Origin of the sequence: Micromonospora sp. CPCC 206061 (assembly GCF_036906915.1) — a bacterium.
Lineage (GTDB): Bacteria > Actinomycetota > Actinomycetes > Mycobacteriales > Micromonosporaceae > Phytohabitans.
Genome location: NZ_JBAKHX010000127.1, coordinates 1 through 14,388 on the forward strand (window position 1 = coordinate 1; position 14,388 = coordinate 14,388).

General features: G+C 72.9%; 12 protein-coding genes. 1 reads left to right on the forward strand and 11 read right to left on the reverse strand.

From position 1 onward, the window contains the following. Positions 1 to 151 precede the first annotated feature (151 nt). The 9 genes from V6V89_RS39065 to V6V89_RS39105 form a co-directional block, all read right to left on the reverse strand. Positions 152 to 655 carry a shikimate kinase gene (locus V6V89_RS39065; RefSeq protein ID WP_334624725.1) on the reverse strand — a complete coding sequence of 168 codons (504 nt, stop codon included), beginning with the start codon at positions 653 to 655 and terminating at the stop codon, positions 152 to 154. Beyond that, a complete protein-coding gene (gene aroC, locus V6V89_RS39070) occupies positions 655 to 1,833 on the reverse strand; it encodes a chorismate synthase (RefSeq protein ID WP_334624726.1) in 1,179 nt (392 codons plus the stop codon). Before aroC ends, V6V89_RS39065 begins: the two co-directional genes overlap by 1 nt. A gap of 12 nt (positions 1,834 to 1,845) precedes the next feature. After that, a complete protein-coding gene (locus V6V89_RS39075; RefSeq protein WP_334624727.1) occupies positions 1,846 to 2,658 on the reverse strand; it encodes a shikimate dehydrogenase in 813 nt (270 codons plus the stop codon). Next, on the reverse strand, positions 2,655 to 3,851 hold the full coding sequence (gene mltG, locus V6V89_RS39080; protein WP_334624734.1) for an endolytic transglycosylase MltG: 1,197 nt from the start codon (positions 3,849 to 3,851) through the stop codon (positions 2,655 to 2,657). The genes V6V89_RS39075 and mltG overlap by 4 nt, the downstream gene beginning before the upstream one ends. Further along, positions 3,851 to 4,309, reverse strand: a complete 459-nt coding sequence (gene ruvX / locus V6V89_RS39085) for a Holliday junction resolvase RuvX (protein WP_334624728.1) — start codon at positions 4,307 to 4,309, stop codon at positions 3,851 to 3,853. The genes mltG and ruvX overlap by 1 nt, the downstream gene beginning before the upstream one ends. Before the next feature lie 263 nt (positions 4,310 to 4,572). After that, a complete protein-coding gene (gene alaS / locus V6V89_RS39090) occupies positions 4,573 to 7,254 on the reverse strand; it encodes an alanine--tRNA ligase (protein ID WP_334624729.1) in 2,682 nt (893 codons plus the stop codon). Further along, positions 7,251 to 7,523, reverse strand: a complete 273-nt coding sequence (locus tag V6V89_RS39095) for a hypothetical protein (protein WP_334624730.1) — start codon at positions 7,521 to 7,523, stop codon at positions 7,251 to 7,253. Before V6V89_RS39095 ends, alaS begins: the two co-directional genes overlap by 4 nt. A gap of 22 nt (positions 7,524 to 7,545) precedes the next feature. Next, a complete protein-coding gene (locus V6V89_RS39100) occupies positions 7,546 to 8,016 on the reverse strand; it encodes a DUF948 domain-containing protein (RefSeq protein WP_334624731.1) in 471 nt (156 codons plus the stop codon). A 70-nt stretch (positions 8,017 to 8,086) separates the two neighbouring features. Continuing rightward, positions 8,087 to 8,677: a hypothetical protein gene (locus V6V89_RS39105; RefSeq protein ID WP_334624735.1), complete on the reverse strand. Its 591-nt coding sequence runs from the start codon at positions 8,675 to 8,677 to the stop codon at positions 8,087 to 8,089. Positions 8,678 to 10,111: 1,434 nt separating this feature from the next. Between V6V89_RS39105 and V6V89_RS39110 the strand changes: the two genes are divergently transcribed. Continuing rightward, a complete protein-coding gene (locus tag V6V89_RS39110) occupies positions 10,112 to 12,037 on the forward strand; it encodes a hypothetical protein (protein WP_334624732.1) in 1,926 nt (641 codons plus the stop codon). Between the two features lie 448 nt (positions 12,038 to 12,485). On the opposite strand, the gene V6V89_RS39115 is transcribed toward V6V89_RS39110, so the two are convergent. Then, a complete protein-coding gene (locus V6V89_RS39115; protein WP_442935306.1) occupies positions 12,486 to 13,895 on the reverse strand; it encodes a replication-associated recombination protein A in 1,410 nt (469 codons plus the stop codon). A gap of 50 nt (positions 13,896 to 13,945) precedes the next feature. Further along, positions 13,946 to 14,161, reverse strand: a complete 216-nt coding sequence (locus tag V6V89_RS39120; RefSeq protein WP_334624733.1) for a hypothetical protein — start codon at positions 14,159 to 14,161, stop codon at positions 13,946 to 13,948. Positions 14,162 to 14,388: the final 227 nt, after the last annotated feature.

A 14,388-nucleotide genomic window follows, 5' to 3' on the forward strand; every position in this document is an offset into this window, starting at 1 on the left:
AACGCGCAAGGGCGGGAGCGCGCGGCGCCGCGAACGCGCAAGGGCGGGAGCGCGCAGGGCGCGCGCACGGCCGCGAGCGCGCAAGGGTGGGAGCGCGCAGGGCGCGCGCACGGCCGCGAGCGCGCAGGGTGGGAGCGGGGTTGGGGTGGGGTTAGGTCTTGAGTAACGCGCGGATCTCCGCTGCCACGTCTTCGGCGGGGCGGGCGTCGGTCGCCACGGTGTAGGTGGCGACCTCCAGGTACAGGGGGCGGCGCTGATCCATCAGGTGTTTCAAGGTGGCGCGCGGGTTGATCGCCAGTAGCGGACGCCCCGCGCCCAGCCCCACCCGCTTGACCGCGTCGGCCAGCTCCACCGACAGGAAGACCACGGTGTGCCCTGCCAGCGCGGCCCGGGTCTCCTCCGCCAGGACGGCGCCGCCACCCAGCGCCAGCACCCCGTCGAACGATTTCAGCGCCGACGCCACCGCCGCCCGTTCGAGGGCACGGAAGTGCGCTTCGCCGTCCTGCACGAAGATGTCGGAGATCGGGCGGCCGGCGGCGGCTTCGATGTCGAGGTCGGTGTCGCGGAACTCGACGCCCAGGTCGGCGGCCAGCAGCTCGCCCACGGTCGTCTTTCCGGCACCCATCACGCCGACGAGCACGCACGCCGGCGCCATCAGCGGATCACCAGGTGCTCGAGGTATCCGTCGAGGTTGCGGCGGATCTCCACGACCGAGTCGCCACCGAACTTCTCCGTCGCGGCCTCGGCCAGCACCAGCGCCACCATGGCCTCGGCGACCACCGCGGCGGCCGGGACCGCGCAGACGTCGGAGCGCTGGTTGATGGCGGTGGCCGGCTCGCCGGTCACGACGTCCACGGTGGACAGTGCGCGGTTGAGCGAGGAGATCGGCTTCATGGCTGCCTTGACCCGCAGCGGCTCGCCGGTCGTGATGCCGCCCTCCAGGCCGCCGGCCCGGTCGGTGACCCGCTTGACCCCGCTCGCGGTCGGGATGATCTCGTCGTGCGCCTGGGAGCCGCGCGAACGCGCCTGCATCCACGCGTCGCCGATCTCCACGCCCTTGATGGCCTGGATCGACATCAGTGCGGTCGCGAGCCGGGCGTCGAGCTTGCGGTCCCACTGGACGTGGCTGCCCAGGCCGGGCGGCACGCCGTATGCGAGGACCTCGACGACGCCGCCCAGCGTGTCGGCGTCTTTCTTCGCGGCGTCGACCTCGGCGACCATGCGGGCGCTGGCCTCGGCGTCGAGGCAGCGCAGCGGGTCGGCGTCGACGCGTGCGGCGTCTTCGGGGCGCGGCGCCAGGCCCGGCTTGGCGGCCACCGAGCCCAGCTCGACCACGTGCGAGACGATCTCGATGCCGAGGGCCTGCTTCAGCAGCGCCTTGGCGACCGTGCCAACGGCGACCCGCGCGGCGGTCTCGCGCGCGCTGGCCCGCTCCAGGATCGGCCGGGCGTCGGTGTGCCCGTACTTCTGCATGCCGGCCAGGTCGGCGTGGCCGGGGCGGGGACGGGTCAGCGGGGCGTTGCGCGCCTGGTTTGCCAGCTCGTCGGGGTCAACCGGGTCGGCGGCCATCACGGTCTGCCACTTGGGCCACTCGGAGTTGCCCACCCGCACCGCCACCGGGCTGCCCAGCGTGAGGCCGTGCCGGATGCCGCCGATGATCTCGACGGCGTCCTGCTCGAACGCCATGCGAGCACCGCGCCCGTATCCCAGCCGGCGGCGTGCCAGCTCCCGGCCGATCTCGGCGCTCGTCACTTCGATCCCGGCGGGCACACCCTCCAGGACGGCGACAAGCGCGGGCCCGTGCGACTCACCCGCAGTTAACCAACGCAACACGAGGAAAGTGTCTCAGGCGGGGCGGCGGGCGGCGAACAGGGCCTCCCGCATCGCGGCGACCGGGGCGGTATGCCCGGTGAACTGCTCGAACTGGCCCACTGCCTGAGCCAGCAGCAGGTCGAGGCCGGAGACCACGCGGCAGCCGGCGGCAGCCGCCGCGGCGGCCAGCGGCGTCGGCCACGGGTCGTAGAGGGCGTCGAAGACCACGGTGGCGGGCCGCCAGGCGATCACATCGGCCAATGGGTCGGCCACACCGCGCGGCACGGTCGAGACCAGCACGTCGGCCGCCGGCACGTCACCCCACGCGGCGGCTTCTAGGGGTACGCCGACAGCGGCGGCCACGGAACGCAGCTCGTCGATCGCCTCGGGACGCCGGGCGACGACGGTTACGCCGGCGGCTCCCACCTGCGCGGCTGCCGCGATCGCGGCACGAGCGGTGCCACCGGCTCCCAGCAGCGTGAACCGCGCGCCCGCGGGTATGCCGCCCAGCACCTCGACCATGCCCGGCACATCGGTGTTGTCAGCGAACCAGGAGCCGTCGTGTCGGCGTACCAAAGTGTTTGCGGCACCGACAGCGGCCGCGACCGGCGAGACCTCAGCGGCCACCGACAACGCCGCTTCTTTGAGCGGCATGGTCAGCGACAGCCCGGCCCACTCGGGGCCGAGCGCCGCGACGCGGTCGGGCAGCTCGGCCTCCGCGCACTCCACGGCCGTGTACGCCCAGCCGGTGAGCCCGGCGGCGGCGTAGCCGGCGTTGTGGATCACCGGCGAGAGCGAGTGTGCGATGGGCTTGCCGAGGACGGCGGCCCGGTGGATCTCGATCAAAGAACCCCGTTCTTCCGTGCAATTACCTTGTTTGCCTCGTGTTGTGCGGACGTCTCCGCGAACGCCGACTTGCCGGCCTTGTCGATGGCGACGAAGTAGAAGATGTTACCGCCCGTGGGCTTGATCGCACCCTCCAGCGCCTGCTTGCCGGGGTTGTCGATCGGTGTGGGGATGAGGCCCTTGAGCTTGCGGTTGTACGGGTTCTTCGGGTCATTGAGCTCGGAGAGCGTCATGTCCTTGGACGCCTTGCGCGGCTGGCCGTTGAGCTCGCGCCAGTAGTTGACAGTGACGTCCATTTCGAGGCAGTTGCAGGGGAAGTCCTTGTAGAGCCGGTTATAGGCGACTCGTGCGACCTTGGCGAGGTCTTCCGGGATGCCCGCCTCCGCTTGCGCGAGCGAGGCGACGATCAGCGCCTCGTAAGGGCTGATGCCGAGCGGCTGCACGGCCTCGGCGAACTTCATGTCGCCGGTCACCGTGAGGAACCGCTGCACCATCGCGCGAATGATGCTGTCGGCGGTGGCGTTGGCGTCGAACTCGTAGGTGTCGGGGAAGAGGAAGCCCTCGATCGACGGTTGGGTAACCGTCTTGCCGTCGGTGCGGGTGAACCACCAGTCCGGAATGCCCAGCGCCAAGGGGTCCTTGGCCGCCTTTTCGAACTCGGCCGCCGGGATGCCGGTGTCCTTCTCCAGCTCCTTGAAGGTCGCCTTCGCGGAGAGGCCCTCGGGGATGGTGTGGCCGTTGACCTGGCGGTTCTTGGGGTCGAGGAGCATCACGAGCGCGTCGGTGGCGCGCATCTGCAGGCGCACCTTGTAGGTACCGGGCTGGATGTTGGCGCTGCGCGAGTTTTCCTTGGCGGCGTTGACGAACGCCTTGGCGCTCTTGACCACGTCAGCCTGAACGAGCGTGTTGCCAATGTCGGTGGCCGTGTCGCCCTTCTTGACCTGAATTGTCACCTCGCCGGTGCCACCGCTGGTGTAATCGGGAGTCGTGAAGTATCCCTGCACCCGGTCAAAGCCGTACCAGACGCCGGCTCCCAGCGCACCGAGCAGGATCACGGACATCAGCAGCGCGATGATGCTTTTGCCGCCGCCTCCGCCCTTGCCCTTCTTGCGGTCGCCTGCCCGCCTGCGGCCCCGCCGATGACGGCCCTTATCGCCGGGATCATCGAACGCGAGCTCAAGCTCGTCGATCATCACGTACGCCTCCGCTGCGCGTCTAGCCAGCCCTGCAGGATCACTACGGCGGCAGCCTGATCGACGACCGCACGCTGGCGTTTACCCCGCACGCCACGTTCGGCCAGCCTACGGGTTGCCGCAACCGTCGACATCCTCTCGTCGTACAGCCTCACGGGAACCGGGCTGATCGCACCTGCGAGCCGGTCCGCATACGCCCTGACCTGCACCGCAGCGGGTCCGTCCCGCCCGGCGAGGGTCACCGGCAAGCCGACGACGACCTCTACGCTTTGATACGCATCTACGAGCTGTGCAAGTTCAACGATATCGGAAGGCTGCGTATCAATATCCACATTCGGGTCGCGGCGGAGCGTGACAAGAGGCGTCGCGAGGATGCCGTCCGGGTCGCAGACGGCCACTCCGACGCGCACCTGACCGACGTCCACGCCGATACGGACACCGCGCACAAACTCCGCCATACCCCGCCTTCCGGGCGTCTACTCTCCCGTCGCCGCCTGACCCGCGAAGCGGCCACATCGCGCCCGCGCCGGAAGCGCGCCCACGCGGCGACCTTGAGATCCAATCACGGCCACGCGTACGCCGTGGGAGCGGGCACGGCGCGCCAGCGCCGCCGATCGAGGACCTCCGCATGGATCAAGGTCAAACGCACGCGGCGTTGAGATCGAACCGCGTGCGTTTGCCCTTGATCGACGAAAAGCGGGCACCGCGTACGAAGGCGCTGTCAGGCGTCGGCCACCGCCGCCTCGACCGCCGCCAACAGGCGCGGCGCCTCCGGCGCCGGCAGGCCGCCGCCCTGGGCCAGGTCGGCGTTGCCGCCACCCCGCCCCGACAACGCCCCCTTCACCAGGTCGGCCGCCGACAACCCGCGCGCCTTGGCGGCCGCGTTCACGGCCACCACCAGCGAGGCCTTGCCGTTGGCACGAGCCGCCACCGCCACCACCGCCGGCCGAGCCGCGGCGATCTTCCCGCGGATCTCCTGTGCGAGGGTCCGCACGTCGTTGCCGGCGGCGCCTTCCGGCGCCTCGGTGGCTACGAACGCCACACCACGCAGGTCGCGCGCTTCAGAAGCCAGCGCCGCCGCACCACCCAGCACGAGCTGGGCACGCATCTTCTCCAGCTCCTTCTCCGCGTCGCGCAATTGCGTAATCGTCTGCTCGACCCGGTCGGCGACCTGCTCGTGGGGCACCCGGTACAGCTCGGCGAGGCGGGACACGAGCAGGTGCTCGCGCGCCAGGAACCCGAACGCGTCGATCCCCACCAGCGCCTCGACCCGCCGTACCCCGGACCCGATCGACGACTCCGAGAGGATCTTGACGACGCCGAGCTGGCCGGAGCGGGCCACGTGGGTGCCGCCGCACAGCTCCCGCGCGTAGTCGCCCACCTCGACGACCCGCACCTCGTCGCCGTACTTCTCGCCGAACAGCGCCATCGCCCCGAGCCGCCGCGCCTCCTCCTGCGAGGTGATGAACGCACGCACCTCAAGGTCGCCGAGCAGCACCTCGTTGACCTGCTGCTCCACGTCGTGCAGCACGCTCGCCGGCAGCGCGCCCGGGGTGTTGAAGTCGAACCGCAACCGCCCCGGAGCGTTCAGCGAACCGGCCTGCGTGGCCGACTCGCCCAGGAACTCGCGCATCGTCTGGTGCACCAGGTGCGTGGCCGTGTGCGACCGGGAGATCGCCTTGCGCCGGGTCACGTCGATCTCGGCGTACCCGCTCTCACCCGCCCGGACCTCGCCGCGCACCACGCGGGCCTTGTGGACGAACAGGCCGGGCAGCGGCTGCTGCACGTCGTACACCTGGACCTGGCCGCCCCCGACGTTGATGACGCCGTGGTCGGGCTGCTGGCCACCGCCCTCGGCGTAGAACGGCGTGGCGTCGAGCACCAGCTCGACCTCGTCGCCCTCACCGGCGGCCGCCAAGCTGGAACCGTCCGGCCGCAGCAGCGACCGCACCCGCGACTCGCGCGCCACCTCGTGGTACCCGGTGAACTCGACCGGCCCGCCCGCGTCGAGCGCGGAACGGTACGCGGACAGGTCGGCGTGGCCGGTCTTGCGCGCCTGCGCGTCGGCCTTGGCGCGCGCCCGCTGCTCGGACATGAGCCGCCGGAACCCGTCCTGGTCGACCGACAGGCCCTGCTCGGCCGCGATCTCCAGCGTGAGATCGATCGGGAAGCCGTACGTGTCGTGAAGTTGGAACGCCTTGTCGCCGGACAGCGCCGACGCTCCCGAGGAACGAGCGTCCGAGAGAGCGGTGTCGAGGATCGTCGTGCCCGCCCGCAACGTGGAAAGGAACGCATCCTCCTCCGCGTACGCGTACTGCGAGATCCGGTCGAACTCCTGCGCCACCTCGGGGTACGAGGGCGCCATGCAGTCGCGCGCCACCGGCAGCAGCTCGGGCAGCGCCGCCTCCTGCCAGCCGAGCAGCCGCATCGCCCGGATCGCCCGCCGCATGATCCGCCGCAGCACGTATCCGCGGCCCTCGTTCGACGGGGTGACCCCGTCGCCGATCAGCATCAGCGAGGTGCGTACGTGGTCGGCGATCACGCGCAGGCGCACGTCGTCGGGGTGCGACTCGGACGCCGCGTGGCCGGAGTGCGCGCCGTACTTCTTGCCGGTCAGCTCCGCGGCCCGCGACAGGATCGGGCGTACCTCATCGATCTCGTACAGGTTGTCGACGCCCTGCAGGATCGACGCGATCCGCTCCAGGCCCATGCCGGTGTCGATGTTCTTGGCAGGCAGCTCACCGACGATGTCGAACTCTTCCTTCGACCGCACGTTGGTGATCTCGTACTGCATGAAGACGAGGTTCCAAAACTCCAGGTACCTGTCTTCGTCGACGTCCGGGCCACCGTCCGGCCCGTACGCGGGGCCCCGGTCGAGGTAGATCTCCGAGCACGGCCCGGCCGGCCCGGGGATGCCCATCGACCAGTAGTTGTCCTTCTTCCCGCGGCGCACGATGCGCTCGGCCGGCATGCCCGTCTCGCGCCACAGCGCGATCGCCTCGTCGTCGTCGAGGTACACGGTGGCCCACAGCTTGTCGGGGTCGAGCCCGAACCCGCCCTCCGCCGCCGGCTTGGTGACCAGGTCCCACGCGAGCTTGATCGCGCCTTCCTTGAAGTAGTCACCGAACGAGAAGTTGCCGTTCATCTGGAAGAACGTGCCGTGCCGCGACGTCTTGCCGACCTCGTCGATGTCGGGCGTGCGGATGCACTTCTGCACGCTCGCCGCGCGGCGCCACGGCGGCGTCCGCTGCCCCAGGAAGTACGGGACGAACTGCACCATGCCAGCGTTGATGAACAGGAGGTTCGGGTCATCGATCGCCGGCAGCGGAGCGCTCGGCACCACGGCATGGCCGTTGGCCTCAAAATGGGCCAGGTACCGTCGCTTGATCTCCGCCGTTTTCATCGGGCGCCTTCCTGGGTGTCGTCGTAGGTGTCATCGAAATCAAATTCGACGCCCTCGGCGATGGCAGCGTGGATCTCGTCCTCCCGCTCGGCCATGCCCAACCGGACGTCGTCGACGAAGCTACGCACGGACTCCACCAGGCCGCCAGCCGATTCCGACACAGAGGCCGCGATGCCGGCGGGTGTATAGGACTGGGCTCGCTGGCTCACCTTGCGCACGACGAGAGCGCCAACCGCCAGACCGATACCCAACCAGAGCAACCGCTTCATGGCCCTATCCTCCTCCGGGCTCTTAGCGGCCGACCCGGCGGGCCGGCCGAGCCTCCTTGCGGCGCTGCTTCAGCGTTGCCCGCACCTCGCGCTCGTCATCGGCGTGCCGCCGCGCGGCGGCTGCCTTACGCACCCCGTATCCGAACGCCGCCACCTTCACCAGCGGGTTCGACGCCGCGGCAGCCACCACAGTGGTCAGGTTGGCGACATTGGCCGTGACGCTCTGGATGTGCCCGGTCATCGTGTCGAGCTTGGCGAGCTGCAGGTTCACCCCGTCGATCGTGGTGTGCACCTGACCGAGCGCGGTGTTGACGTTTTCAATGGTGAACTTGGCGTTGTCGAGCAACGGTGCCGTGCCGTCGTTCAGGTCGGTGATCGCCCGCGTAGCGGCGTCCACTGTGTGCCGTAGCCGCAGAATCGGCACGGCGAGCACGAGCACCAGCATCAGGAATGCTCCTGCCGCGACCAACCCCGCGACTTCCCCAGCGCTCACTGTCTCCTCCTCCGCCAGCCACTGTCTTACGCCAACGTGGAGACCCTACCGTCAGTGACGGCACTCGGCCTCACGACGGGGACGGTGTCGGATCCTGAAGCGGATCGTCGGTGAAGATCGGGTCCGGATCCACGCCCGTGAGCGACGGATCGGTGCTCGGTTGCGGCCGCGTACGGTCGTCGTCGATCGCGTTGCGCACCTTGATCGATACCGTCGCACCGTCGCACGCCGCGGGCGTCGCCGGCGCCGTCGCTGGCGGGGTCGCTGCCGCCGCCTCCGCCGCACACGACGGCGGTCGCACCCACAGGTCCAGGGTCAACTCGTCCCGCTGCCAGCAGGTGTACTGCCCCTCGACCGGCTGCTCCGGACACAGCTGCGCGGGCGACCACCGCTGCCATCCGGCCGTCGCGAGCGCCGACTCGTACGCCTTCGCCGTGTCGTCCGGAGTCCCGTCCGACTGCACGGTGCGCTCCCGCAACCGGCAGTCGATCAGGCACCACCGGCTGCCACTGATGGCGTCCTCCGTCTGCACGGCCGCCCAGCTCGGCACATCCAGCCCGTCCAGGGTGTTCAACACCGGATCGCGGGTCGCCGCGCGGATGCCGAAATACAACGGCAGGGCCCCGAGCAACACCAGGATCGCGAGCAAGATCGCGATCATCCGCAGCCGGCGCAGGTCGCGTGCCTCCGCACGCGCCGTCGGCCGCCCGCTCCCGTCCGGGTCCAGCTCCTCATCGGGTACGCCCAGCGGGGCGGCCTGAGGCACCGCTGGCCGCGTGGCCGGGCTGCCCGCCTCCACCGCGGCGCCACCGACCACCGGCGCCTTCGCCGAAGCACTTCCCACCGCGGCCGCACCCGCCGCCACGCCCCCGCCCGCGACCGCCCCGGCAGCCGCCGACCCGACCACACCGACCGAGCCCACAGCCACACTGGCGGCGCCGCGCCCGCTCGGGCCATCCGCGCCGCCGGGCCTACCCGCGCTTCCGGGCCTGCTTGCGCCTCCGGGCCCGCCCGGACTTCCTGGCCTGCCTGCGCTTCCAGGCTCGCCGGCACGACCGGGACCGCCCGCGCCCCCAGGGCCACCCGGCCCACCAGGGCCGCCCGGTGCGGGACCCCCAGCGCCTCGACCGCCTGCGCCGCCAGCTACAACACCGGCGGCACCGGGGCCGCGCGCAGCAGCATCCGCGCCCGCGGCACCGCCCGGCAAGACACCCGCGCCCGCTCGCCCGCTCGGACCTCCCGGCCCGCCCGGGCCGTTAGGACCTCCAGGGTCGCTCGCCGATCGAGGGCCCCGCACGACAGAGGCCGCGCCCGCGGCAGCACCGCGCACGCCGGACGCCGGACCCGTCCCCGACCCGGGAACGGACGCCGCCCCGGCCACGGGCGCCGAGGCGCTCCCTGGCACAGAAGCCGCTCCCGCCGCACCCGGCGGCGGCACGCTGGCCCCACCCCGCGCTGGCGCGGCTGGACGCCCGGGCGGCGCGACCGGACTCCCCGGCGGCACCGCACCACCGCGCGGCAGCGGCGGCGGCTCCGGGTACGCCCCGCGAGCCGGACCACCGCCCTGCGGCCGTCCGCGCTGCACGCCAGGCACTCCTGGCACCTCGGTGCCGGCCCGTCCAGCCACGTCGCCGGTCGCCTCTCCAACACCGCGCCGCCGTGCCCCGCCGGGCCCACGCGATCCATCTGGACCGTCGACACCCTCAGGCCCACCGAACCCCGGCCGGCCCGGGCCACCAAAGCCGCCCGGCCCTTCGGGCGCGTCACCGCGCGGCCCGCCACGCATCGGCGGCCTACCGGCTGCGCCCGCTCGACCAGCCGGTGCCTCAGGCCCCGCACCAGGCAGCGGCGGCCCACCGGCCATGCCCATTCCGGCGACGGGGCCACCGGGTACCTCCGGCCCGCCGCCACGCGGCCGCGGCCCGCCCGCTTCCAGCCCCCCGCCCCGCGCTCGCGGCCCGCCGGCCGATCCCGCTGGACCGCCCGGCGGCTCGGCTCCACGCGAGCGCGGCCCGGGCGGCGGCGACGGCTCACCGGGGAAACGCGGGCGATCGGGTCCAGCCGGACCGCCCGGCCCCGCGAACGGCACCTCACCATGCGGCCCACCGGGCGCCATGGGCGGCTCGCCCGGCCGCCGCTGCGGCCCGTTGGGACGCCCAGCGCCTCCCACTCGTGCGGCTCCACCCGGCGGCGGGACTGCCCCCTGCCGGCCAGGCACCACCGGCGGCGCGGCCGGAGGCGGCGCGGCCACCGGGCCTCCCCCGACCCGACCACCGGGCATCCCGGCCCGACCGGCCGGCTCGTCCCCGGGCCCGCGCCCGGCACTTGGCCGGCCACGCCCGGCCAGCACGTCACCCGTGCCGTGCCGACCGCCCGGACCGTCGAACTGCGCATCGCCACCACGCCGGCCACCGGCCGCGACATCGCCGCCGTGCCGACCCTCGGGCTCGACGGGCGGCGCGACGCCGCCATGCCGGCCACGCCCGGCCAACACATCCCCGGTGCCGTGCCGGCCGCCACCCGGCGGCGCTATGTCCCCGGTGCCGTGCCGGCCACCCGGGCCATCGAACTGCGTGTCGCCGCCATGCCGGCCACCGGCCGGGACATCGCCGGTCCCGTGCCGACCACCCGGCGGCACCTCGCCACCATGCCGGCCACGACCAGCCAGAACGTCGCCGGTCCCATGCCGGCCACCCGGCGGCACCTCGCCACCATGCCGGCCACGACCAGCCAGAACGTCCCCAGTGCCGTGCCGGCCACCCGGACCGTCGAACTGCGCGTCGCCACCAGGCCGGCCACCGGCCGGGACATCGCCGGTGCCATGCCGGCCACCCGGCGGCACATCCCCGCCCTGCCGGCCACGACCAGCCAGAACGTCCCCAGTGCCGCGCCGGCCGCCGGGACCGTCTGGCGACGCGTCACCACCATGCCGGCCGCCACCGGCCACGACATCACCAGTGCCGTGCCGGCTACCCGGTCCAGGCGACGGCGCGTCGCCGCCATGCCGGCCGCGACCGGCCAAGACATCCCCGGTGCCGTGCCGGCCACCGGGACCGTCGAACTGCGTGTCGCCGCGCCGGCCACCAGGACCATCACCGCCCCGCGCGCCACCACCAGCCAAGACATCGCCCGTGCCGTGCCGGCCACCCGGACCGTCGAACTGCGTGTCGCCGCGCCGCCCGCCAGGACCATCACCGCCCCGCGCGCCACCACCAGCCAAGACATCGCCCGTGCCATGCCGACCGCCGGGGGCAGGCGGCGGCGCTTCACCGCCGCGCGGACCACCGGCCATCACGTCGCCGGTGCCGTGCCTGCCGCCGCCGTCCCAGGGGCCAGAAGCGGCGCCGTCCCGGCGATCGCCGCGCGGCTCCTCGGGGGCCTGCGCGCCGCCCGCCCAGGGAGCGCCCGGCTGAACGGCGGGTGGTTCGGCGCCACGGCCCGGGCCGCTGAACCGGCTTCGCGGACCGGTGCGCTCACCCGCGACCGGACTCTCGGGGGCCGCGCCCGCACGCGGGCCGGGTGGGCCGGCGCGAGGGGGCGTCGGCGGCGGAATGTCGGGGGCGTTGCCCGACAGCGGCACCGCCGGCGCGTGTCCGGGCAGTGGCATCTCGGGCGCGTTGCCGGACAGCGGAACGATCGGCTCGGGCGGTCCGCTCGGCGAGCCGGTCGGGCCAGCCGGTGGCGGGACCGGACCGGGAGGCGTCGCGCCCCGACCCGGCGCCGGCTCGACCGGCAGCCGGCCGATCCCCGGAAACGAGCCCTGCGGACCCGGCCTCGACGGCGGCTCCGCGTACTGGTCGCCGGGCTGGCCAGGATGCCGAGGCATCGGCGGTTCGGCGGCCCCGCCGTGGCGCGTGCCAGCCGGGCCGGGAACGACAGGAGAACCGGGCGTACCGGGCGGGTCGCTGGGACCCTCGAAACGGCGCGGCGGAGCGGGAGCCCCGGAAGGCAGCGGGGGCGCGGGGGCCGCAGCGGGCGGGCGCGGCTGCGTCACCGCGGAGCGCGCGTCAGGACCTGGTGACTGCGGCGGCGCGGGCGGGCGCGGAGACTCCTCCTCCGGTGGCCGGCGGGTGGGCCAGCCCTCGCCTTCGGCTTCTTCGTCGCCGGTGGGCAGCTTCGAGTACGCGGACGACCCGGCCGCACCCGCCGTCGCCGACCCGATTGCCGAGCCGTCCTGCTTGGCGGTGCGCAGGTCGTCGATCCAGCCGAGTTCCTCGCCGGGCATCGCCTCTTCGGCAGGCGCCTCAGGCTTTCCCCGACCCCAGCGGCGTCCCCGGCCACGCCGGTCGTCGCTCACTGTTTCTCCTGGTTCGCTCGGTCGGCCGGCGCTGAAGGCGACGCCTTCTCTCCCGCCACGTACGACTTCGTCGGCGCGTCGCTCAGTCCAGGCGCCCCCGCGCCACCTCCCTCGCTCACAGTGCCTCCACGTTCGCTCGGTCGGGCGACGCTGAAGGCGACACCTCCCTTGCTCACGGTGCCTCCTCCTGGTTCGTCCGCTGGCCGGGCTCGGCGCCGCGCACGATCCGGCGCAGCACGGGCAGGCGGGAGGCAACGTCCCGCTCGGCTCCGTGCGAGCTCGGTTCGTAGTACTCGGTCCCGGCCAGATCGTCCGGAGCGTACTGCTGCGTGACCACTCCGCGCGGGTCGTCGTGCGGATACCGGTACCCGATGCCGTGCCCCAGCCCGCGCGAGCCTTGGTAGTGGCTGTCGCGCAGGTGGCGCGGCACCCCGCCGCCCCGACCCGCGCGGACGTCGGCGATGGCGGCGCCGATGGCGCGGGTGGCGGAGTTCGACTTGGGTGCCGTAGCGAGATGGATCACAGCCTGGGCGAGGTTGAGCTGGACCTCGGGCAGCCCGACGTACTCGACCGCGTGCGCGGCGGCGGTCGCCACCGACAGCGCGCTCGGGTCGGCCATCCCGATGTCTTCGCTGGCGAAGATCACCATGCGTCGCGCGATGAACCGGGCGTCCTCGCCCGCCACCAGCATCCGCGCCAGCCAGTGCAGCGCCGCATCGACGTCGGAGCCGCGCATGCTCTTGATGAACGCGCTGGTCACGTCGTAGTGCGCGTCGCCATCCCGGTCATAGCGAACGGCTGCCACGTCGACCGCCTGCTCGGCGGTGGCCAGGTCGATCTCGGTCGACCCGAGCGCGGCAGCCGACCCGGCGGCGGCTTCCAGGGCGGTCAGCGCCTTGCGCACGTCACCGCCGGCGAGGCGTACCAGATGATCCTCTGCCTGGGGCGCGAGGGTGACCTCGCCGCGCAGCCCGCGCTCGTCGGCGAGGGCGCGCCGCACGAGGCCGCGCACAGCGTCGTCGTCGAGCGGCTGCAGGGTCAGCAACACGCAGCGCGACAATAGGGGTGAAATGACCGAGAAGTACGGGTTTTCGGTGGTCGCCGCGAGAAGCGTGACCACGCGGTCCTCGACGGCGGCGAGCAGCGAGTCCTGCTGCGTCTTGCTGAAACGGTGCACCTCGTCGATGAACAGCACCGTCGGCCGCCCGCCGGCCCGGCGCTCACGGCGTGCCGTGTCGATCACCGCGCGCACGTCCTTGACCCCGGCGGACAGCGCCGACAGCGCCACGAACCGGCGGTCGGTGGCGCCCGCCACCAGATGCGCGATCGTGGTCTTCCCGCTGCCGGGTGGCCCCCAGAGAATCACCGACATGGGTGACGCGCCGCTGACCAGCTGGCGCAGCGGCGCGCCGGGAGCGAGCAGGTGATCCTGCCCGATCAGCTCGTCGATCGAGGCGGGGCGCATGCGCACCGGGAGCGGCGAGTCGGCGCGCGGAGGTGTGAAGCCGCCGACGTCGCCGCCCCCGGCAGGTGCTGTGCGCACACCGGTGTCGGCAATAGAGAACAGGCCGTCGGGCTCCATTACCGAAAGACACTACCGGCCAGATCTCCAACGCCCGAAATGTGGCGATACTAACCGCGACCCGGCCGGCGCCCGCGATACCACCGGCCACCGCCGCCGCCAGTGCTAGGCCCACGGCCGACGCCGGCGAAGTACAGCGCTAGCGCGAGCAGTCCGATGAGCACGAGGGTGTTCCAATTGAACAGGTCCGGCGCGCCGAGGTCCGTGTCGAGCAGGTCCAGCAACAGCGCGAACCCGAAGACAGCCGCCGCGATGATGGCGAGCATCCTTGTCCTCCTATCCGGGGGCTTCCTGCAGGCCTATGTACCCTTCGCCACACTCCGCCACGCGTCCACCGTGGACATTTCTATGGCCGCTCCCGCAATCAACCGAGGCTTCACCCTCCCAGCAACGCCCGGTGACACTCCGTACACCCGCATCACCCCGCCCCCCGGCCCCCTGCGGCCCCCGGCGGCCCCCGGCGCGGCCCCCCGCGGCCCCCCGCGGCCCGGCG

Coding starts and splice junctions, on each gene's coding strand:
- ruvX (WP_334624728.1), bottom strand. CDS start 4,309: ATGGCGGAGTTTGTGCGCGGTGTCCGTATCGGCGTGGACGTCGGTCAG.
- V6V89_RS39065 (WP_334624725.1), bottom strand. CDS start 655: ATGGCGCCGGCGTGCGTGCTCGTCGGCGTGATGGGTGCCGGAAAGACG.
- V6V89_RS39095 (WP_334624730.1), bottom strand. CDS start 7,523: ATGAAGCGGTTGCTCTGGTTGGGTATCGGTCTGGCGGTTGGCGCTCTC.
- V6V89_RS39115 (WP_442935306.1), bottom strand. CDS start 13,895: ATGGAGCCCGACGGCCTGTTCTCTATTGCCGACACCGGTGTGCGCACA.
- alaS (WP_334624729.1), bottom strand. CDS start 7,254: ATGAAAACGGCGGAGATCAAGCGACGGTACCTGGCCCATTTTGAGGCC.
- V6V89_RS39110 (WP_334624732.1), top strand. CDS start 10,112: ATGCGGCCCACCGGGCGCCATGGGCGGCTCGCCCGGCCGCCGCTGCGG.
- V6V89_RS39120 (WP_334624733.1), bottom strand. CDS start 14,161: ATGCTCGCCATCATCGCGGCGGCTGTCTTCGGGTTCGCGCTGTTGCTG.
- V6V89_RS39105 (WP_334624735.1), bottom strand. CDS start 8,677: ATGATCGCGATCTTGCTCGCGATCCTGGTGTTGCTCGGGGCCCTGCCG.
- mltG (WP_334624734.1), bottom strand. CDS start 3,851: ATGATCGACGAGCTTGAGCTCGCGTTCGATGATCCCGGCGATAAGGGC.